At 64.7% G+C, this 20,883-nt stretch carries 13 protein-coding genes; 4 read left to right on the top strand and 9 right to left on the bottom strand.

Annotation, left to right across the window (positions count from 1 at the left end; all coding sequences use genetic code 11):
- Window positions 1-105: 105 nt before the first annotated feature.
- The 3 genes from odhB to typA form a co-directional block, all read right to left on the bottom strand.
- On the bottom strand, window positions 106-1,374 hold the full coding sequence (gene odhB, locus HV773_RS03510; RefSeq protein ID WP_129562226.1) for a 2-oxoglutarate dehydrogenase complex dihydrolipoyllysine-residue succinyltransferase: 1,269 nt from the start codon (window positions 1,372-1,374) through the stop codon (window positions 106-108).
- Window positions 1,375-1,498: 124 nt separating this feature from the next.
- The gene (locus tag HV773_RS03505; RefSeq protein ID WP_129562227.1) at window positions 1,499-4,363 is read right to left on the bottom strand and encodes a 2-oxoglutarate dehydrogenase E1 component; all 2,865 of its coding nucleotides are present in this window, start codon (window positions 4,361-4,363) and stop codon (window positions 1,499-1,501) included.
- Between the two features lie 335 nt (window positions 4,364-4,698).
- Window positions 4,699-6,525 (bottom strand): translational GTPase TypA, encoded by a 1,827-nt coding sequence (typA, locus tag HV773_RS03500; RefSeq protein WP_129562228.1) that lies wholly within the window; start codon window positions 6,523-6,525, stop codon window positions 4,699-4,701.
- Between the two features lie 389 nt (window positions 6,526-6,914).
- On the opposite strand from typA, the gene HV773_RS03495 reads away from it, so the two are divergent.
- The 4 genes from HV773_RS03495 to HV773_RS03480 all read left to right on the top strand — a co-directional run bounded on the left by HV773_RS03495 (window position 6,915) and on the right by HV773_RS03480 (window position 12,004).
- Window positions 6,915-7,421 (top strand): MarR family winged helix-turn-helix transcriptional regulator, encoded by a 507-nt coding sequence (locus HV773_RS03495; protein ID WP_129562229.1) that lies wholly within the window; start codon window positions 6,915-6,917, stop codon window positions 7,419-7,421.
- A 92-nt stretch (window positions 7,422-7,513) separates the two neighbouring features.
- Window positions 7,514-9,100 carry an efflux transporter outer membrane subunit gene (locus HV773_RS03490; RefSeq protein WP_129562230.1) on the top strand — a complete coding sequence of 529 codons (1,587 nt, stop codon included), beginning with the start codon at window positions 7,514-7,516 and terminating at the stop codon, window positions 9,098-9,100.
- A 47-nt stretch (window positions 9,101-9,147) separates the two neighbouring features.
- Window positions 9,148-10,401, top strand: coding sequence for an EmrA/EmrK family multidrug efflux transporter periplasmic adaptor subunit (locus tag HV773_RS03485; RefSeq protein ID WP_129562231.1), 1,254 nt, complete (start codon window positions 9,148-9,150; stop codon window positions 10,399-10,401).
- 37 nt (window positions 10,402-10,438) lie between these two features.
- Complete coding sequence (locus tag HV773_RS03480; RefSeq protein WP_129562232.1) at window positions 10,439-12,004, top strand: DHA2 family efflux MFS transporter permease subunit; 1,566 nt, start codon at window positions 10,439-10,441, stop codon at window positions 12,002-12,004.
- A gap of 145 nt (window positions 12,005-12,149) precedes the next feature.
- Here HV773_RS03480 and truB read toward each other — a convergent pair whose 3' ends face one another.
- From truB to rluB, 6 genes are all read right to left on the bottom strand, one after another.
- A complete protein-coding gene (gene truB, locus HV773_RS03475) occupies window positions 12,150-13,109 on the bottom strand; it encodes a tRNA pseudouridine(55) synthase TruB (RefSeq protein WP_129562233.1) in 960 nt (319 codons plus the stop codon).
- 11 nt (window positions 13,110-13,120) lie between these two features.
- Window positions 13,121-13,486, bottom strand: coding sequence for a 30S ribosome-binding factor RbfA (gene rbfA / locus HV773_RS03470; RefSeq protein ID WP_035525933.1), 366 nt, complete (start codon window positions 13,484-13,486; stop codon window positions 13,121-13,123).
- 72 nt (window positions 13,487-13,558) lie between these two features.
- A complete protein-coding gene (gene infB / locus HV773_RS03465; RefSeq protein WP_129562234.1) occupies window positions 13,559-16,516 on the bottom strand; it encodes a translation initiation factor IF-2 in 2,958 nt (985 codons plus the stop codon).
- A gap of 152 nt (window positions 16,517-16,668) precedes the next feature.
- Window positions 16,669-18,144, bottom strand: a complete 1,476-nt coding sequence (nusA, locus tag HV773_RS03460) for a transcription termination factor NusA (RefSeq protein WP_129562235.1) — start codon at window positions 18,142-18,144, stop codon at window positions 16,669-16,671.
- Window positions 18,141-18,599, bottom strand: a complete 459-nt coding sequence (gene rimP, locus HV773_RS03455) for a ribosome maturation factor RimP (RefSeq protein ID WP_129562236.1) — start codon at window positions 18,597-18,599, stop codon at window positions 18,141-18,143. The genes nusA and rimP overlap by 4 nt, the downstream gene beginning before the upstream one ends.
- A gap of 389 nt (window positions 18,600-18,988) precedes the next feature.
- Window positions 18,989-20,857, bottom strand: a complete 1,869-nt coding sequence (rluB, locus tag HV773_RS03450; RefSeq protein ID WP_129562237.1) for a 23S rRNA pseudouridine(2605) synthase RluB — start codon at window positions 20,855-20,857, stop codon at window positions 18,989-18,991.
- Window positions 20,858-20,883 lie beyond the last annotated feature (26 nt).

The following is a 20,883-nucleotide window of genomic DNA, read 5'->3' as shown; positions in this document are numbered from 1 at the left end:
GAGCGCGGCGCGCGGACTCCGGTTTCCGAAATCCGCGCGCACGGCGCTCAGTGTGAGACTGGATGCGCGGGTGGACCTGAGCCCAGCCCCGCGCTACAACGCGTTTTACAGGTCGAGCAGCAGGCGGGCCGGATCTTCCAGCGCGTCCTTCATCGCGACCAGCGACAGCACGGCTTCGCGGCCGTCGATGATGCGGTGGTCGTACGACATCGCGAGGTAGTTCATCGGGCGGATCACGATCTGGCCGTTCTCCACCACCGCACGCTCCTTGGTGGCGTGCACGCCGAGGATCGCCGACTGCGGCGGGTTGATGATCGGGGTCGAGAGCATCGAGCCGAACACGCCGCCGTTCGAGATCGAGAACGTACCGCCCGTCATTTCCTCGATCGAGAGCTTGCCGTCCTTGGCCTTCTGGCCAAATTCAGCGATCTTCTTCTCGATGTCGGCGAGGCTCATCTGGTCTGCGTTGCGCAGGATGGGCACCACCAGACCGCGCGGCGAGCCGACAGCGATACCGATGTCGAAGTAGCCGTGGTAGACGATGTCGTTGCCGTCGATCGACGCGTTCACGAGCGGGAACTTCTTCAGCGCATGGACTGCCGCCTTCACGAAGAACGACATGAAGCCGAGCTTCACGCCGTGTTCCTTCTCGAACTTGTCCTTGTACTTGTTGCGCAGATCCATGACCGGCGCCATGTTCACTTCGTTGAACGTCGTGAGGATGGCGTTGGTTTGCTGCGACTCGAGCAGACGCTCGGCGATACGCGCACGCAGACGCGACATCGGCACGCGCTGTTCCGGGCGGTTGTTGAGCCAGTTGGCGGCCGATGCCGGCGCGTTGACTTGCGGCAGCGAGGGCTTTGCGGCAGCGGCGGGACGGGCAGCCGGCGCAGCGGCGGGAGCGGCCTTCGGCGCGCCCGCGCCGAGCACGTCCTGCTTCGTGATGCGGCCGTCACGGCCGGTGCCGGCGACATCGCCGCCCGAGAGGCCCTGCTCGGCCATCAGCTTCGACGCTGCGGGCGAGGCCACGGTGCTGCTGGCCGTCGAAGCGGCAGCGGCGGCAGCCGGTGCTGCTGCGGGAGCCGCGGCAGGTGCTGCAGCAGCGGCCGGAGCCGCAGCGGCGCCCGCCTTGGCTTCCGTGTCGATCTTCGCGATCACCAATTCGCTCGTGACGGTTGCGCCGTCACCCACCACGATCTCGGCCAGCACGCCGGCAGCCGGCGCGGGCACTTCGAGCACGACCTTATCGGTTTCGATCTCGATGAGGACTTCGTCCTGGGCAATAGCTTCGCCCGGCTTCTTCTTCCACTGCAGCATGGTGCCTTCGGAAACCGACTCCGAAAACTGGGGGACCTTGACTTCAACGATAGCCATGTGATTTTCCTGAATACTTGTCCGGGGACTTTCCCCGTATGACGAACCGGGTCGCGCACGTGAGCGCGGGAAAGCGCGTGATCCATAAATCGCGCTTTCCCGGTTCGATTCGCTCTATGTGTGCTTACTTCGCGAGCTGCGCGCCCTTCAGGCGGCCGAACGCACCTTCGATCAGCGACTTCTGCTGCTCGTAGTGCTTCGCGTAGTAGCCGACGGCCGGCGAGGCGGAAGCGGGACGGCCGCTGTACGCGAGCTTCATGCCTTCCTTCATGCCTTCCTTCAGGTGGTGCTCGATGTAGAACCACGGGCCCTGATTCTGCGGCTCGTCCTGCACCCAGACCACTTCGGTCGCGTTGTCGTACTTCTTCAGCTCGGCTTCGAACTGCTTGTGCGCGAACGGATAGAGCTGCTCGATACGGATGATCGCGACGTCGTTCGACTTCGATTCGCGGCGATGCGCGACGAGGTCGTAGTACACGCGGCCCGAGCACGCGACCACGCGCTTGACCTTCTTCGCGTCGATAGCCTCGTCCACTTCACCGATGACCGGCTGGAACGTGCCCTTCGCGAGCTCCGACAGGTCCGACACGGCTTCCTTGTGACGCAGCAGCGACTTCGGCGTGAAGATGATGAGCGGCTTGCGGAACAAGCGGATCATCTGGCGGCGCAGCACGTGGAAGATCTGTGCCGGCGTGGTCGGCTGAACGACCTGCATGTTGTGCTCGGCGCACATCTGCAGGAAACGCTCGATACGCGCCGACGAGTGCTCCGGACCCTGGCCTTCGTAGCCGTGCGGCAGCAGCATCGTGAGACCCGAGACGCGGCCCCACTTCACTTCGCCCGACGAGATGAACTGGTCGATCACGACTTGCGCTCCGTTCACGAAGTCGCCGAACTGGCCTTCCCACGCAACCAGCGTGTTCGGCTCAGCCGTCGAATAGCCGTACTCGAAGCCGAGCACCGCTTCTTCGGAGAGCACCGAGTCGATCACCGTGAAGCTTGCCTGGTTCTCGCCGATGTTCTGCAGCGGGATGTACGTGCCGTCGTTCCAGCGCTCGCGGTTCTGATCGTGCAGAACGGCGTGACGGTGGGTGAACGTGCCGCGGCCCGAGTCCTGGCCCGTGAGACGCACGGCGTAGCCCGAAGCGACCAGCGACGCGAACGCGAGGTGCTCGCCCATGCCCCAGTCGAGCTTCGCTTCGCCCTTGCCCATCGCGCGGCGGTCGTTAATGACGCGCTCGACCAGCGGGTGAACCTTGAAGTTCTCGGGGATCGTGGTGATGCGCTCGGCGAGACGCTTGAGTTCCGCGAGCGGCACGGCCGTGTCCGCTGCGTCGGTCCACTTGCGGTTCAGGAACGGCACCCAGTCCACCGCGTACTTGCTCTTGTAGTTCGAGAGCACCGGGTCGACCGTGTGGTGACCTTCGTCCATCGCGGCACGGTAGGCCTTGACGTAGTTGTCGCCGTCCTCGGCCGTGATCACGCCTTGCTGCACGAGCTTCTCGGCGTACAGCGCACGGGTGCCCGGGTGCTTCGCGATGGTCTTGTACATGAGCGGCTGCGTGACCGCCGGGGTGTCCTGCTCGTTGTGGCCGAGCTTGCGGAAGCAGATGATGTCGACCACGACATCCTTGTGGAACTGCGTGCGGAACTCGACCGCGAGCTGGATGGCCAGCACGACCGCTTCCGGATCGTCGCCGTTCACGTGCAGCACCGGCGCCTCGATCATCTTGACCACATCGGTACAGTAGAGCGTCGAACGCGCGTCGCGCGGGTCCGAGGTCGTGAAGCCGATCTGGTTGTTGATGACGATGTGCAGCGTGCCGTGCGTGCCGTAACCGCGCGTTTGCGCGAGGTTCAGCGTTTCCATCACGACGCCCTGGCCCGCGAAGGCCGCGTCGCCGTGGATCTGCACCGGCAGCACTTGCAGGCCGTCGGCGTCGCCGCGGCGATCCATACGCGCCTTGGCCGAACCTTCGACCACCGGGTTGACGATTTCGAGGTGCGACGGGTTGAACGCGAGCGACAGGTGCACCGGACCGCCTTCGGTCGCGATGTCCGACGAGAAGCCCTTGTGGTACTTCACGTCGCCGGCCGGCAGATCGTCGACGTGCTTGCCTTCGAATTCGGCGAACAGGTCCGACGGCATCTTGCCAAGCGTGTTCACGAGCACGTTCAGGCGGCCGCGGTGGGCCATGCCGATCACGATTTCTTGCACGCCCTTGGCGCCCGCGTGACGAACGACTTCATCCATCGCGGCGATGAAGGACTCGCCGCCTTCGAGCGAGAAGCGCTTCTGACCGACGTACTTGGTGTGCAGGAAGCGCTCGAGGCCTTCGGCGGCCGTGAGGCGCTGAAGGATGTGCTTCTTCTTGTCGTTGGAGAAATTGGGCGTCGAGCGAATCGACTCAAGACGCTCCTTCCACCAGCGCTTTTGCTCAGGATCGCTGATGTACATGTACTCGGCGCCGATCGTGCCGCAGTACGTGTCGCGCAACGCCTTGACGATCTCGCGCAGCGACGCACGCTCGAACCCGAAATACAGGTTCGTGGCGCTGAACGTCTCGTCCATGTCGGCTTCGGTGAAGTCGTAGAACGCGGGCTCGAGCTCGGGGATATTCGGGCGCTCGCGGCGCTTCAGCGGATCGAGGTTGGCCCATTGCGAGCCAAGGAATCGATAAGCACCGATGAGGGACTGAACGTAAACCTGCTTGCGTGCCGTGGCGAGGTCTTCGCCGCCTCCGCGCGGAATGAACGCGTTGGCCTTGGCGCGCTGGGCAAACGACTCGACGATCGGCCCATGGGCGATGTCGTTGTCCGTGGTGCCGCTCGACGACGGCACGTTTTGCAGTGCGTCGAAGTACTCGCGCCAGGTGTCCGGAACGGACGCAGGGTTGTCAAGATATGCTTCGTATAGCTCTTCGACATACGGAGCATTGCCGCCGAACAGATAGGAGTTCAGCTGAAATTGCTTCATCGTTTCCGACATTTACGCTCACCTTTCTTCGAGTTTCTCGAAAAATAGCGGGTTACTCAACCTTCCGCGCCACGGCCTGACCGTTTAGCGGATTGCGAATCAAGTCTGCTTGGAAGGACCTAAATCATGCATCCGCGGAGGATATCACATAAGTGATACTCGCCATAGATTGCAATGTGGCACGAACGCGCACGCAAACCCTTTGTAGACGGGCCTTTGCGGGATTCGCAACACACCCTTTACGCACTGCAACACAATTGTTACCAGACGCAAAAAAGCCGCCCACAAAGAGGCGGCTTTTCTGAGTTCCAGCTTGCATTGCAGTGCGCAAAATTCAATAACTGCGCTTACTCGGCACCGGCTTCGCGGCTTGCGCGGCGACGCTCGTGCTCCTTCAGATGGCGCTTGCGCAGACGAATCGACTGCGGCGTGACTTCCACGAGTTCGTCGTCGTCGATGAATTCCACTGCGTATTCGAGCGACATCTGGACCGGCGGCACGAGGCGCACGGCTTCGTCGGTACCCGAGGCGCGCACGTTGGTGAGCTGCTTGCCCTTGATCGGGTTCACGACGAGGTCGTTGTCGCGGCTATGGATGCCGATGATCATGCCTTCGTACAGCGCGTCGCCCGGCTTCACGAACATGCGGCCGCGGTCCTGCAGCTTCCACAGCGCGTAGGCAACGGCGGCGCCGTCGTCCTGCGAGATCAACACGCCGTTGCGGCGCTCGCCGAGCGTGCCTTCCTTGATCGGACCATAGGCGTCGAACACGTGGCTCATCAGGCCCGTGCCGCGCGTGAGCGTCATGAACTCGCCCTGGAAGCCAATCAGGCCACGGGCCGGAATGCGGTACTCGAGGCGCGTGCGGCCGCGGCTGTCTGAAGCCATGTCGAGCATTTCGCCCTTGCGGCGGCCCAGTTCCTCCATCACACCGCCCTGGTGGCCGTCTTCGACGTCCACAGTCAGCATTTCGTACGGTTCCTGCTTCACGCCGTCGACTTCGTGCAGCACCACGCGCGGACGCGACACGGCCAGCTCGTAGCCTTCGCGACGCATGTTTTCGATCAGGATCGTGAGGTGCAGTTCGCCACGGCCCGAGACTTCGAAGGTGGTTTCGTCGCCGGTGTCCTTCACGCGCAGCGCGACGTTGTGGTTCAGTTCCTTCGTAAGACGGTCGCGGATCTGGCGGCTCGTCACAAACTTGCCTTCCTTGCCCGCGAGCGGCGACGAGTTCACGAGGAAGTTCATCGTCAGCGTGGGCTCGTCCACCGTGATCATCGGCAGCGCTTCGGGCGTGTCAACCGCGCAGATCGTGGCGCCGATGCCGATGTCTTCAATGCCGTTGATCAGCACGATGTCGCCGGCTTCAGCCGATTCGACCTGCACGCGCTCGAGACCGCTGAACGACAGCACCTGGTTGATCTTGCGGTTCATCACGTCGCCATCCGGGCCGAAGCGCAGCGCCACCGGCTGACCCGGCTTGATACGGCCACGCTTGATGCGGCCCACGCCGATACGGCCAACGTAGGTCGAGTAGTCGAGCGAGGTGATCTGCAGCTGGAGCGGACCTTCCGGATCGGCGTCGCGCACCGGCACGTGTTCGAGAATCGCTTCGAACAGCGGGCGCATGTCGCCTTCGCGCGCATCGGCGGACAGCGATGCGTAGCCGTTCAGGCCCGAGGCGTAGACCACCGGGAAGTCGAGCTGCTCTTCGGTCGCGCCGAGCTTGTCGAACAGGTCGAAGGTCTGGTTGATCACCCAGTCGATGCGGGCGCCCGGACGGTCGATCTTGTTGACGACGACGATCGGCTTCAGGCCGAGCGCCAGCGCCTTCTTCGTGACGAAGCGCGTTTGCGGCATCGGGCCTTCCACGGCGTCGACGAGCAGCAGCACCGAGTCAACCATCGAGAGCACGCGCTCGACCTCACCGCCGAAGTCGGCGTGGCCCGGGGTGTCGACGATGTTGATGTGGGTGCCTTCGTACTCGACCGCGCAGTTCTTCGCGAGAATCGTGATCCCGCGCTCTTTTTCGATGTCGTTGGAGTCCATGACACGTTCGGCGACCTGCTGGTTGTCACGGAACGTGCCGGACTGGCGCAGCAGTTGGTCGACGAGCGTAGTCTTGCCATGGTCGACGTGGGCAATGATGGCGATGTTGCGAAGGGCGCGGGACATAGGAACCTGGGTACTCAGTTGGGTGCGGCGCATGAGCTCGAAGGCGGGCTCGCGCAACGGTTCTGCGCGCCCCCCCGACACTCGGATCGGGCATTGCGAGCAGGCGTTGTGAATGACGCACTTTTGGGAACCTGAAATTATAGCACGTGCGAATGACTTGATCATGCTCATACTCAGGACGGGTTGCGGCGCGCGGCCGGGCGCCTCGGCCGCAAACTCCCGCGAACGCACGTGTGACGGGCTTCGCCGGGCCTCCCCATGCACATCGAGACCCGATTAAAACCCTGCCCAGCAAAGGTTTCTCCGCCCTGCCACAATAAAACCTTGCCGCGTCAACTAACGACTCCTATAATCCGTGCCTGGTCAATCATTGCAGTCGCAGCAGAAACATGACGGATCCGACTCCCACGCCGCCCCCCGAAGTACGCGATTACGACTTCGGCGAAAGCGTTGGCTACCTCCTTTCGCGGGTGAAATCGACGATGTCGAACCTGATCACCCAGCGCACCGTCGCCGAGCTCGGCGTGACGAGTCAGCAAGCCAGCGTGCTGTTCATGGTGGCGAGCGGCAAGTGCGTGCTGGCGGCGGAACTCGCCCGCGAGTACGGCATCGACGCAAGCGCGGTGACGCGCCTCGTCGACCGGCTCGAAAAGCGCGGCCTCCTCAAGCGCGTGCGCAGTTCCGAAGACCGCCGCGCCGTGCGCCTTGCGCTCACGCCCGAGGGCGAAGCCATCGCGGCGCGCATGCCGGCCATCTTCACGAGCGTGACGGACATGCTCTCGCAGGGCTTTACGCCCGAGGAAGTCGGCTTCCTCAAGAGCATGTTGCGGCGGGTTCTTGCCAATAGCTGCGAAGCTATGCAGAACGCGGCACAGACCTCCCCACCCAATTCATGACAGAGCAAGTAAATTCGCGGCTGCAGCGCGGAAAAATAGCTGCAACGTCCAGCATTACTTCACTTTTTTCGACTCACGCCATGAGACGAGCAATGAAATCCGGTGTCCAGTTTGCCCAGTTTGCGCCAGCGCTCTCCTGCCGGGGCGCAATCGCCGCTGCGGTGGCGACGCTCGCGCTGGCGGGCTGTGCAAACTATTTCGGCGTCAAGAGCGACAAGACCATCGCGCAACCGCAGCAGTTCGAGAGCTCGCAGAGCATCCCGGCCGAAGGTGGCCAGTGGCCCACGCTCGACTGGGCGCAGCAGTTCGGCGACCCGCAGTTGCCCAAGCTCATCGACGAGGCGCTCGAAGGCAGCCCGACCATCGCGCAGGCACAGGCCCGCATCGCCAAGGCGTCTTCGTATATCGAGACGTCGAAGGCGGGGCTCTATCCGAAAGCCAACGCGAGCTATTCGTGGACCCGCGAGATCTTCACGGAAAACACGATCTTCCCGCCGCCCTACGGTGGCACCTGGTACAACGAGAACAACGCGCTCGCGAGCGCTTCGTGGGATCTGGACCTCTGGGGCAAGAACCGGCAGCGGCTCGCCCAGGCGGTGTCCGCCCAGCGCGCCGCCCAGGCCGACATGCAGCAGGCGCGCATCACGCTCGCTTCGTCGGTCGCCCGCACCTACAACCAGCTCGCACAGCTCTACGCGCTGCGCGACATCGCCGCGCGCGAGATCGACAACCGCAAGACCATCGGCACGATCACGAACGGCCGCGTGACGGCCGGCCTCGACACCAACGTCGAGCGACAGACCGCGAACGGCAACATCGCGACGAGCCAGGCAAACCTCACGCAAATCGACGGCCAGATCCAGAGCGTGCGCTACCAGTTGGGCGCGCTGCTCGGCAAGGGCCCTGACCGCGGCCTGCAGATCGCGCCGCCGGTGCTCAACCCGGCCGCCGACATGACCCTGCCCGGCAACTTGCCCGCCGACCTGCTGGCGCGCCGCCCGGACATCGTCGCCGCGCGCTGGCAGGTGGAAGCTGCGATGCACGACGTGAAGGAAGCCAAGGCCGAGTTCTATCCGGACGTGAACCTGAGTGCCGCGATCGGCCTCGACGCGTTCGGCTGGGGCCGCTTCCTGACTTTCTCCAGCCGCACGATGAACTTCGGCCCGGCCGTGCATCTGCCGATCTTCGACGCGGGCGCGCTGCGCGCGCAGTTGAAGGGCCGCTACGCCGATTTCGACCTCGATGTGGCGAACTACAACCAGACGCTCATCAACGCGCTCCAGCAAGTGGCCACGCAGGTTTCGTCGATCCGTTCGGCGGACCAGCAGCTCGTGGACGCGCAACGCGCGCTCGACGCCTCCACCAAGGCGTACCAGCTCGCCGTGATCCGCTACAAGGCCGGGCTCTCGGAGCAGCTCCAGGTGCTCAACGCCGACCAGAACCGCCTCGTCGCGGAGCAAACCGTCTCGAACCTCAAGATGCAGCGCCGCGATCAGCAGATGGCGCTCATCACAGCGCTCGGCGGCGGCTTCGACGCGCACGACGCGGGCCTCGTACCGCCGGTCGAGATCGGCAGTGACGCGAAGGGGCAAAGCGACGTGAACGGTGGACCGTGGAGCCGCACGTCCGTGCCAGCGCAAAGCGCCGCAGCCTCGGCAAGCGCGCCCGCCGCGAACTGAACACCCATAACTGAACGAACAGCACGCCAGAACCCGGAGATCCTTCCATGAGCACCCCCCAGCAACCGGCGGCCAATCCCCAGCCGAACGCGAACAACGGCAAGCGCAAGCGCATGATGACGCTGCTTGTGCTCGTGATCGTGATTGCAGCCATTGCCTACGGCCTCTACTACTTCCTCGTCGCGCGCTTCTCGGAGAGCACCGACGACGCCTACGTGAACGGCAACGTCGTGCAGATCACGCCGCAGGTAACGGGCACGGTGATCGCCGTGAACGCCGACGACACGCAAACGGTAAAGAGCGGCGACCCGCTCGTGCAGCTCGACCCCGCCGATTCACGCATCGCGCTGCAGCAGGCCGAGGCGAATCTCGGCCAGACGGTGCGCCAGGTGCGCGGCCTGTTCGCCGACGACAGCCAGTACCAGGCGCAAGTCGCCGTGCGTCAGGCCGACCTCTCGCGCGCCCAGGACGACCTGCACCGCCGCATGCAGGTCGCGCAGACGGGCGCCGTCTCGCAGGAAGAGATCTCGCACGCACGCGACACCGTGAAGAGCGCCCAAGCCGCGCTCGAAGCCGCGCAGCAGCAGCTCGCCGCGAACCGCGCGCTCACCGCGAACACGACCATCACCAATCATCCGAACGTGATGGCTTCCGCCGCCAAGGTACGCGACGCCTATCTCGCCAACGCGCGCAACACGCTGCCCGCACCGGTGACGGGCTACGTGGCGAAGCGCTCGGTGCAGGTGGGCCAGCGCGTCTCGCCGGGCACGCCGCTCATGTCGGTGGTGCCGCTGAACGCCGTGTGGGTGGACGCCAACTTCAAGGAAGTGCAACTCAAGCACATGCGCATCGGCCAGCCGGTCGAGATGACGGCGGACGTGTACGGTTCGTCGGTGGTCTATCACGGCAAGGTGGTGGGCTTCTCGGCGGGCACGGGCTCGGCCTTCTCGCTGCTGCCCGCGCAGAACGCCACGGGTAACTGGATCAAGGTGGTGCAGCGCCTGCCAGTGCGCGTCGCGCTCGATCCGGAAGAGCTCAAGCAGCACCCGCTGCGCATCGGCCTCTCGATGCAGGTGGACGTCAACATCAAGGACGAAACGGGCAGCCAGCTCGGCAACGCGCAGAACACGGTTTATCAGACCAGCGTGTTCGAGAAATACGGCGACGAAGCCGATGCCGAAATCGCCCGCATCATCGCGGAAAACGCAGGCCAGGGCACGGGGCAAAATGCCGGCAAGGCCCAGGTTTCGTCGACGGGGGCGGGCAATAGCGCCGCAAAGCCCGCGGCCAAGCTGATGTAAGCGCGCGGCCGCAACGACGTCAACTACAAAGCATTCAATGGCAGCACAACAACCCGTAGTCCATCCGCCGTTGCAGGGCGCGCAACTCGTGATCGGCACCATCGCGGTGTCGCTCGCGGTGTTCATGAACGTGCTGGACACGTCGATCGCGAACGTGTCGATCCCGACCATCTCGGGCGACCTTGGGGTCGCCTCCGATCAGGGCACGTGGGTCATCACCTCGTTCGCGGTCGCCAACGCGATCTCCATTCCGCTGACCGGCTGGCTCACCGACCGCATCGGCCAGGTGCGCCTGTTCATGGCGTCGATCATCCTGTTCGTGATCTCGTCGTGGATGTGCGGGCTTTCGCCCACGCTGCCCTTCCTGCTCGCCTCGCGCGTGCTACAAGGCGCCGTGGCGGGCCCGATGATCCCGCTCTCGCAAACGCTGCTGCTCGCGAGCTACCCGCGCGCGAAGGCACCCATCGCCCTTTCGATGTGGTCGATGACGACGCTGATCGCGCCCGTGGCCGGCCCGATTCTCGGCGGCTGGATCTCGGACAACATCTCGTGGCCGTGGATCTTCTATGTGAACATCCCGGTGGGCATCGTGGCCGCGCTCGCCACGTGGGCGATCTTTCGCAACCGCGATTCGGCCATCAAGAAGGCGCCCATCGACGGCGTGGGCCTTGGACTCCTGATCGTCTGGGTGGGCTCGCTGCAGATCATGCTCGACAAGGGCAAGGACCTCGACTGGTTCGCCTCCACGACCATCATCGTGCTCGCGCTCACTGCGGTCATCGCCTTCGCGTTCTTCGTGATATGGGAGCTGACCGCCGATCATCCCGTGGTCGACCTGTCGCTGTTCGCGCGGCGCAACTTCACGGGCGCGACGATCGCGCTTTCGGTGGGCTACGGCCTCTACTTCGGCAATCTCGTGCTGCTGCCGTTGTGGCTGCAAACCACGCTCGGCTACACCGCGACCGACGCGGGCCTCATCATGGCGCCCGTGGGCTTCTTCGCGATCATGCTCTCGCCGATCACGGGCCGTATCCTGCCGCGCACCGATCCGCGCTACATCGCCACGATGGCGTTCGTGGTGTTCGCGCTGTGCTTCTGGATGCGCTCGCAGTACACGACTGGCGTGGATACCTGGGCGCTCACGGTGCCCACCCTGATCCAGGGCATCGGCATGGCGGGGCTCTTCATTCCGCTCGTCTCGATCACGCTCTCGGGTTTGCCGGGCAATCGCATTCCGGCGGCCTCGGGGCTCTCGAACTTCGTGCGGATCATGTGCGGCGGCATCGGCACCTCGATCTTCGAGACCGCGTGGGACCATCGCACGACGTTCCACCACGCGCGCCTCACCGAGCAGGCCACGCCCACCAACCCGATCTTCAACCAGTCGATGCAGCAGATGCAGAACGCGTCCGGCCTCGATCCCTCGCAGGCGCACGGGCTGTTCGACCGCATGGTCTCGCAGCAGGCAGCGCAGCTCGGCGTGAACGACCTGTTCTGGATTTCCTCGATGATCTTCATCGTGCTGATCGCGCTGATCTGGGTCACACGTCCCGAGCGCACTGGCGGCGGCGATGCGGGCGCGGCGGCTTCGGCGGCGCATTGAGGGTTTCGACGCGCACGCTGATTTCAGTGCACGTGCTCTAGCCACTCCAGCGGCACCAACAAAAAACGGCACGTCCGGTTCAACCGGCGTGCCGTTTTTTCATTTCCTCACGCGCATTCTTGCGTTGCGCGCTGTGCGGCTCAACTCAAGCCGCGCCGCTCACCACCAGACGCTCCGGTGCGAGCACGCCGTTGGCCGCCTTCGCTACGCCCAGCAAGCGCCCTTCTTCCCCATACACGCGCACGCGATCGGCCGCTTCGCACGCCGCGCGGTCGAGCACGAGTTCGTTGAGCGGCAAGCGCTGGCCATGCGTGAAGCGGCGCGCCGCCTCGGCGTTCAGCGTCACGAGGGGGAACGTGGAAAGCAGCGCGTCCACGGGTTGCAGCCATGCGTCTCGCGCCGGCTCGTCAGCGGCCGTGAGCGCGTCCAGCGTCACCGCATGTTCGAGCGTGAGCGCGCCCACGCCGGTACGCCGCAACATCACGAGATGCGCGCCGCAGCCGAGCGCCTCGCCAATGTCCTCGGCGAGCGTGCGCACATACGTGCCTTTGCTGCACGTAACGCGAAAGGTCACGTCCGGCAGCGCGCAAGCGATCATCTCCAGCGAGAGAATCGTCACCTGGCGGCCTTCGCGCTCGACCGTCTGGCCGGCACGCGCGTATTCGTAGAGCGGCTTGCCGTCGCGCTTGAGCGCCGAGTACATCGGCGGCACCTGCACGATATCGCCGACGAACTTCGTCATCGCTTCACGCACGGCAGCCTCGTCGCAACGCACCTCACGCGTTTCGACGGCCTCGCCTTCGGCATCGCCCGTCGCCGTACGCACACCGAGGCGCATGGTGGCCTCATAGGTCTTGTCGGCCTCGAGCAAGTCCTGCGAGAACTTGGTCGCCTCGCCGAAGCACAGCGGCAACAAACCCGAAGCGAGCGGATCGAGCGTGCCCGTGTGACCCGCCTTCTTCACGCGATAGAGACGCTTGGCGCGAATCAGCGCGTCGTTGCTGGACAGGCCAATCGGCTTGTCCAGCAGAAGCACGCCATCGAGCAGGCGGCGCGGCACCTTGGGACGGGGCGCGCCTTGAGCATTCTTGGATGATGCAGTCATGCGTGGCAGCGTCAGTCGTCCTTCGCGCGCGTCGCGTTCGCCTCGTCGATGAGACGCGACATCTCGACACCCTTTTCGATCGACTGGTCGTAATGGAAATGCAGCGTCGGCACCGTGTGGATATGCAGGCGCTTGAACAGCTGGTTATGCAAATGACCCGCGGCGTGATTGAGCGCTTCCTGCGTGGTCTTCGGGTCGCCCGTCAGGGTCGTGAAGTAGACCTTCGCATGCGCGTAGTCGGGCGTGAGCTCCACGCTCTGGATCGTCACGAGACCCACGCGCGGATCCTTCACTTCGCGCATCAGCTCGGAGAGGTCGCGCTGGATCTGGTCGGCGATCTGCACGTTGCGATTCGGGGAAGTACGTTTTTTCGGCATGATGATTCCAAAAACAAAACGGGCGGGGCTGGCCAGCGCCTGCCCCGCCCGTTATCGGCTAGCGCCGCTGGATTACAGCGTACGCGCGACTTCGGTGATCTCGAACACTTCGAACTGATCGCCTTCGACGATGTCGTTGAAGTTCTTGATCGACATACCGCACTCGAAGCCTTGCTTGACTTCCTTGACGTCGTCCTTGAAGCGCTTGAGCGAGTCGAGTTCGCCGGTGTGGATGACCACGTTGTTGCGAATCACGCGCACCGACGACGAACGCTTGACGAAACCGTCCGTGATCATACAACCCGCGATCAGGCCGACCTTCGGCACGCGGATCACCTGACGCACCTCGGCCATACCCGTCACCGCCTCGCGCTTCTCCGGCGCGAGCATGCCGGACATCGCCGCCTTCACCTCATCCACTGCGTCATAGATGATGTTGTAGTAGCGGATGTCGATGCCGTTCGCCTCGGCCACCTTACGCGCCTGCGCATCCGCACGCGTATTGAAGCCAATGATGACTGCCTTCGAAGCCGTTGCCAGGTTGACGTCCGACTCGCTGATCGCACCGACCGCGCTGTGCACGATCTGCACGCGCACTTCGCTGGTCGACAGTTTGAGCAGCGATTGCACCAGCGCTTCCTGCGAGCCCTGCACGTCGGCCTTGACGATGAGCGGCAGGTTCTGCACTTCGCCTTCGGCCATCTGCTCGAGCATGTTCTCGAGCTTCGCGGCTTGCTGCTTCGCGAGCTTGACGTCGCGGAACTTGCCTTGACGGAACAGCGCGATTTCGCGCGCCTTGCGCTCGTCCGGCAGCACGATGACTTCTTCGCCTGCGCCCGGCACTTCCGAAAGACCCTGGATTTCGACCGGAATCGACGGACCCGCTTCCTTCGTGGGCTTGCCGGTTTCGTCGAGCATGGCGCGAACGCGACCGTAGGCGCTGCCCGCGAGCACGACGTCACCGCGATTGAGCGTACCCGACTGCACCAGAATAGTCGCAACCGGGCCCTTGCCCTTGTCGAGCTTCGCTTCGATCACGAGACCCTTGGCAGGAGCCACGACCGGCGCCGTGAGTTCCAGCACTTCGGCTTGCAGCAGCACGTTTTCGAGCAGCTCGTCGATGCCCGTGCCGGCCTTGGCCGACACCGCCACGAACGGCGAGTCGCCGCCGTACTCTTCCGGCACGACGCCTTCGGCCACGAGTTCCTGCTTCACGCGCTCGGGGTTCGCATCGGGCTTGTCGATCTTGTTGATCGCCACCACGAGCGGCACGCCGGCCGCCTTCGCGTGCGAGATCGCTTCCTTCGTTTGCGGCATCACGCCGTCGTCGGCCGCTACCACGAGAATCACGATGTCGGTTGCCTTCGCACCGCGTGCACGCATGGCCGTGAAGGCCTCGTGACCCGGCGTGTCGAGGAACGTGATCACGCCGCGCGGCGTTTCGACGTGGTAAGCGCCGATGTGCTGCGTAATGCCACCCGCTTCGCCCGCTGCGACCTTGGCGCGGCGGATGTAGTCGAGCAGCGAGGTCTTGCCGTGGTCGACGTGACCCATGACGGTGACGACCGGCGGACGCGGCAGTTGCTCGACGTCGGCGGCCTCCTGGCCTTCGACCAGCAGCGCTTCGGGATCGTCGAGCTTCGCGGCGACCGCACGGTGGCCGAGTTCCTCGACGATGATCATCGCCGTTTCCTGGTCGAGCATCTGGTTGATGGTGACCATCTGGCCCATCTTCATCATCACCTTGATGACTTCCGATGCCTTCACGGACATCTTGTGCGCGAGGTCGGCAACCGTGATGGTTTCCGGCACGTGCACTTCACGCACGATCGGCTCGGTCGGCGCCTGGAACGTCGAAGCGTTGTCCTGGTGACGGCCACGGCCCTTCGGGCCACCGCGCCAGCCGCGGTCCACGCCGCCCGACGAGTCGCCGCGCGTCTTGATCCCGCGACGCTTCGCGGCGTCGTCCTGCCAGCCGCCCTTGCCTGCGCCCGGCTTCTTGTTGCGGTCGCCCGCGCCGGCGCCCGGCGCGCTCGTGGAGGGCGCAGCCGCCGTGGCGGGCTTCTTCGCACCCGCACCACCTGCTGCCGGACGTGCCGCTGCGCCTTCCGGACGCGCAGGCTTGTGCAGCGTGCCCTTGGCCTCTGCGGGCTTGGGCGGCTCGACGGGCTTGGGCGGCTCGACCGCCTTCACCTGCGCCTTGCGCGGCGTGTTCATCATTTCGCGGATCGCGCGCGCTTCGGCTTCTGCAGCCGCGCGACGGCGAGCGATCTCGTCCTGTTCCTTCTGCGCCTTTTCGGCGGCCTCTCGTGCAGCGGCCTCGGCCTTCTGGGCCGCTTCGCGCTGCGCCGCGCGCTCGGCTGCGGCGCGCTGCTCGTCTTGCTGATCTTGTTGCTGCTTCACTTCTTTGGTCGCTTCGCTTTCTGCAGTGCGTTGCGCAGCCACGGCCTGCGCGGCCAGCTCGCGTGCGGCGGCATCGGCTGCCACCTTCTTCGACGCGGCTTCTTCCTCTGCGCGGCGGCGCTCAGCCTCGGCAGCCTCTTCGCGTGCGCGGCGCTCGGCCTCTTCGCGCGCGAGCAGCTCCTGACGCTCCTTGAGCTCCTGAGCCTGACGCTCGAGCAGCTCGGCCTCGCGGCGTGCTTCCTCTTCGCGGCGCTGCAGCTCCGCCTCTTCGGCGGCAGCGGCTGCGTCGACTGCATGATTCGATGCCTCCGCCTCACCGGCGGACTCGTCGCGGCGGACGAAAGTGCGCTTCTTGCGCACCTCGACCTGAATGGTGCGTGCCTTACCCGTCGAATCGGACTGCTTGATTTCCGACGTATGCCGTTTCGTCAGCGTGATCTTGCGCTTGTCGGCGTCGGTCGAACCGTGCGACTTGCGCAAGTGGTCGAGCAGACGCGCCTTGTCGGTTTCCGACAAGACATCGCTTTCGCTCGCTTTCTGGACGCCCGCCGCCTGCAGCTGCTCAAGCAGCACGCCTGCAGGCATTTTCAGTTCCGCGGCAAATTGGGCTACGTTGTTACTCGCCATTCATTCCTCTTAATGCAAGGACCGATTCCTTGCGGTTGACATCGTTTCATGCGGCCTTGGGCGCCTTGCATGCAAGGCCCCGCCGCGATAAGTTCAGTGGGTCATGGTCGCTTCCTGCTCGTCGCGCCCGGGTTCCATGCCTGTTGCCAGGCTTACTGGAACCAGTGCTCACGTGCCTTCATGATCAACGCCTTGGCGGCGTCCTCTTCCATTCCCGTCATTTCGACCAGCTCGTCCACGGCTAGCTCAGCGAGCTCGTCGCGGGTGTGAACCTCATGCTGCGCGAGTTTCGCGAGCAGGTCCGGGTCCATGCCGTCAAGACTCTTCAAGTCAAGCGCGGCGTTTTCCACCTTCTCCTCGTTCGCGATGGCCTGCGTAAGCAGTGCATCGCGAGCGCGGTTGCGCAGCTCGTGCACGGTGTCCTCGTCGAACGCCTCGATTTCCAGCATTTCGTTGAGCGGCACATAGGCGATCTCTTCGAGGCTCGTGAAACCCTCGTCGATCAGGATGTCGGCGACTTCCTCGTCCACATCGAGACGCGCCATGAACAGGTCGCGCAGCACCGTGCGCTCCTGGTTCTGCTTCTGCGCGGATTCGTCCGGCGTCATGATATTGATCTGCCAGCCGGTCAGCTCGCTGGCAAGACGCACGTTCTGGCCGCTACGGCCGATGGCCACTGCAAGCTCGCTCTCGTCGACCACGACGTCCATCGAATGCTTTTCTTCGTCGACGACGATCGACTGCACGGCAGCCGGCGCGAGCGCGCCGATCACGAACTGGGCGGGATCTTCCGACCATAGCACGATGTCGACGTTTTCGCCACCAAGCTCGTTGCGCACAGCCTGCACGCGCGAGCCGCGGATACCGACGCAGGTGCCGATCGGATCGATGCGCTTGTCATACGCCACCACACCGATCTTGGCGCGCACGCCAGGGTCGCGCGCCGCAGCCTTGATCTCGAGAAGGCCCTGCTCGATTTCCGGCACTTCCATCTCGAACAGCTTCATCAGAAACTCGGGCGCGGTACGCGAGAGTTCGATCTGCGGACCGCGTGCGGTGCGGTCGATCTTGCCGATCCAGGCGCGCACGCGGTCGCCCACGCGCAGGTTTTCTTTCGGAATCAGCTGGTCGCGGCGCAGAAGCGCTTCGACACGGCCCGATTCGACGATGAAATTACCCTTGTCCATGCGCTTGACCGTGCCGGTCATGATGCTTTCGCCGCGCTCGAGGAAGTCGTTCAGGATCTGCTCGCGCTCGGCGTCGCGCACCTTCTGCAGGATGACCTGCTTGGCGGCCTGCGCGCCGATGCGGCCGAACTCGACCGAAGGCACCGGCTGCTCGACGAACTCGTCGATCTGCGCTTCGGGGTTCTGCTCGCGCGCTTCGAACAGCAGGATTTCCTGGTCCGGCTCCTGCAGACCCGCTTCGTCCGGCACGACACGCCAGCGGCGATAAGTTTCGTGCTCGCCGCTTTCGCGGTCGATATGCACGCGGATATCCGCATCCTCGTCGAAGAGTTTCTTGGAGGCCGACGCAAGCGCCGCTTCAAGGGCGGCAAACACCACGTCCTTGTCGACATTCTTCTCGCGTGCCAGCGCATCCACCAGCATCAACACTTCGCGACTCATTGTTTGCGGCTCCTAAAGTCAACTTTGGGGACAAGGCGAGCTTTGTCGATGTCCGCGAGCGTAAAATCAAGCATCGCGGGACCCGCCTTCCCTTCGAATTCCAAACCAACGGTTTCGCCTTCCGGGGCATGCACGATGCCGCGGTACGTTTTCCGTCCGTCCAATGGCTTTTTCAACGTGATAACCGCCTCGCAGCCCGCGAAGCGTTCGAAGTCCGCCAGTTTCTTCAGCGGACGGTCGAGGCCGGGCGACGAGACTTCGAGGCGCTCGTAGTCGATGTTTTCGACCGTCAGAACGTGCTGCAGCTGACGCGTGACCTTCTCGCAGTCCTCGATCGCGATACCCGCGGGCTGATCGATGTAGATGGCCAGCATGCCGCGCCCGGTGCGCTCGAGGTCGACCAGCTCGTAACCGAGCCCGGTGACCGTGGTTTCAATCAGTTCCGTCAGTTGCACTATGCTGCTCCAGATGTTCGCGCAGCGAGCCGGCAACTTCCAGTGATACGGGATTCGCGGGCCGCGCGCCAGGTGAGCGCGCGCTCTTGCACCTACTTGCACACTGCCCCACGATGACGACCGCCCAAGGCTAGATCCTGCGCCGACGAAGCTTTTAGAGCATCCAGGATGCTTAAAAATACTCATTCGGAAGGACAAAAAAAAATGGGCGAAACGCCCATCTTCTCACTTAGCCAGGTGGTCGCACCTGGGGCGCAAATAAAAGCCGCACGCCCAGCGACTCCGAGATTGTAGCCCTTTTTTGGCTTTAACGCAAACTGGGCCACGCCTGTGGAGCCCTCGCGACCTTTGCATGGCGCGAGGGTTCACCACCCATCTCGATGCCCGCGTCAGTGCCCGCGTGTACGATTGCGCGGCGCGCCGCGCTGACCACCCGTGCGGTTGCCGCTGGACGCGCGATTGCCGTTCGCGTTGGCGTTACCGCCAGGTCCACGGCGATTGCCGCCGTTGCCAGCATTGCCGCTGGCATTGCCACCCGCGCGCTTGCCCGCCGCGCTGGGTGCGCGGTTGCCGTCGACCTCGCGCGTGCCAGGGCGGCCGTTGCCGCGACTACCGCCGCGATTGCCCCCTGCGCCGCCCGCGCCGCCGCCAAATCCGCCACCGAAGTTGCCCTGCGCGCTGCCGAATCCACCCTGCGCCGCGCCGCGCCGACCCTGGCCTTGACCCTGACGCGACTGGCGCGGCTGACCCATCGCGCCGTGCGAGCTCAGCACCGGCTCGCGGTTGATGAAGCCCATCGAGGTTTGCATCGGATCGGGCTGACGACGTTCCGGCTCCTTGCCGCGACCGCCCTTCTCCTCGGTCGGCGCCTTCAGGCCAACCGCCGCCATCAGGCTGCGCACCTGGTTGTCTTCGAGCTCTTCCCAGCGACCGCGCTTGAGGCCCTTGGGCAGCGCGATCGGGCCGTGACGCGTGCGAATCAGGCGGCTCACCATCAGACCAACCGCCTCGAACATACGGCGCACTTCGCGGTTGCGGCCTTCGGCCAGCGCGACGTGATACCAGTGATTCGTGCCCTCGCCGCCGCCGTCGCGGATGCGCAGGAAGTTCGCCGGACCGTCGTCGAGTTCGACGCCCTTGAGAAGCTTCTGACGATTGCCTTCGGCGAGCTCACCCACCACGCGCACCGCGTACTCGCGCTCCACGCTGTAGCGCGGATGCATGAAACGGTTCGCGAGATCGCCGGAGGTCGTCAGCATCAACAGGCCTTCAGTGTTGAAGTCGAGACGGCCCACGGCGAGCCACTTCGCCGTTTTCATCGACGGCAGACGATCGAACACCGTCGGACGGCCTTCCGGATCGGAGTGGCTCACGATTTCGCCGGTGGGCTTGTGATAGAGCAGCACGCGCGGCGGCTTGTTCGCCAGCTTGCGCCTGATCGGCTTGCCGTTGATGCGGACCTGGTCGGTCGGCAGAATGCGCTGGCCGATGTGTGCAGGCTCGCCGTTCACCGACACGCGCCCCGCGATGATCAGCTCTTCCATGTCCCGGCGCGAGCCCATGCCCGCGTCCGCCAGCACCTTGTGCAGCTTCGGCGCGTCGTCGTCCGGGCTCAGCACGCGCTTGTTGGCCTGCGGGACGCGGCCACGGCGCAGCATTGGCGCATGCACCCCGCTACCCTCGCCGTTATCGGCGTCGAAGGCCGGAGAGGTCACGTAGAGGAACAGGTCGTCCTGCGTATCCCCGGTCGCGGCGGCGGGCGTCTCGGCGCGGCCCTTGCCGCCCTTGTTGTTCTTGCCGCCCTTGCCTTCGCCGGCACCGCGCGCGCCCTGCTTGCCGGCTTGCGCGGGCTTTGCCTGTCCTGCGCCGGCGGCGTCGCGGCGGCCTTCACGCTGCCCTTCACGGTTGCCCTCGCGGCCACCCCGCTTCGCGCCGGCATCCTTGCGCGGCTTGCGCGCCTGCGCAGCGACGACGCCTTCCTGCGGCGCCTCCGTCACGACCGGCGCGGCAGCGTCCGACGTGGACTCGGCCGACGCCGCAGCGCCTTCGCCGGTCTTGGCCTTCGCGCCCGCGCGGCGGCGCGCGATCAGGCTGCGCGGGCCGCGGCGCAAACCTCGGCGGGGACGATCCTCGCCCCCGGCAACGCCCTCCGGAGCGACGTCGCCGTGGTCGGCACGCGTGTCGTCGTCGCGCGCAGAAGACGCGCGACGCGAGGATTCGGGCGCGTCGGTCGAATCGGTGTCGTGGATATCAGTCAAAACAACCTCGAAATGTCAGGTTGCGC

Origin of the sequence: Paraburkholderia caffeinitolerans (assembly GCF_902859945.1) — a bacterium.
Taxonomy (GTDB): domain Bacteria; phylum Pseudomonadota; class Gammaproteobacteria; order Burkholderiales; family Burkholderiaceae; genus Paraburkholderia; species Paraburkholderia caffeinitolerans.
The sequence above is the reverse complement of the archived record's forward strand: the minus strand, read 5'-3'. Positions and strand labels throughout refer to the sequence as shown.

Bases quoted from the DNA above. Each gene is read 5' to 3' on its own strand.
- typA (WP_129562228.1), bottom strand. From the start codon at position 6,525: ATGTCCCGCGCCCTTCGCAACATCGCCATCATTGCCCACGTCGACCAT.
- nusA (WP_129562235.1), bottom strand. From the start codon at position 18,144: ATGAGTCGCGAAGTGTTGATGCTGGTGGATGCGCTGGCACGCGAGAAG.
- HV773_RS03495 (WP_129562229.1), top strand. From the start codon at position 6,915: ATGACGGATCCGACTCCCACGCCGCCCCCCGAAGTACGCGATTACGAC.
- infB (WP_129562234.1), bottom strand. From the start codon at position 16,516: ATGGCGAGTAACAACGTAGCCCAATTTGCCGCGGAACTGAAAATGCCT.
- HV773_RS03485 (WP_129562231.1), top strand. From the start codon at position 9,148: ATGAGCACCCCCCAGCAACCGGCGGCCAATCCCCAGCCGAACGCGAAC.
- truB (WP_129562233.1), bottom strand. From the start codon at position 13,109: ATGACTGCATCATCCAAGAATGCTCAAGGCGCGCCCCGTCCCAAGGTG.
- odhB (WP_129562226.1), bottom strand. From the start codon at position 1,374: ATGGCTATCGTTGAAGTCAAGGTCCCCCAGTTTTCGGAGTCGGTTTCC.
- HV773_RS03505 (WP_129562227.1), bottom strand. From the start codon at position 4,363: ATGTCGGAAACGATGAAGCAATTTCAGCTGAACTCCTATCTGTTCGGC.
- rbfA (WP_035525933.1), bottom strand. From the start codon at position 13,486: ATGCCGAAAAAACGTACTTCCCCGAATCGCAACGTGCAGATCGCCGAC.
- HV773_RS03480 (WP_129562232.1), top strand. From the start codon at position 10,439: ATGGCAGCACAACAACCCGTAGTCCATCCGCCGTTGCAGGGCGCGCAA.
- HV773_RS03490 (WP_129562230.1), top strand. From the start codon at position 7,514: ATGAAATCCGGTGTCCAGTTTGCCCAGTTTGCGCCAGCGCTCTCCTGC.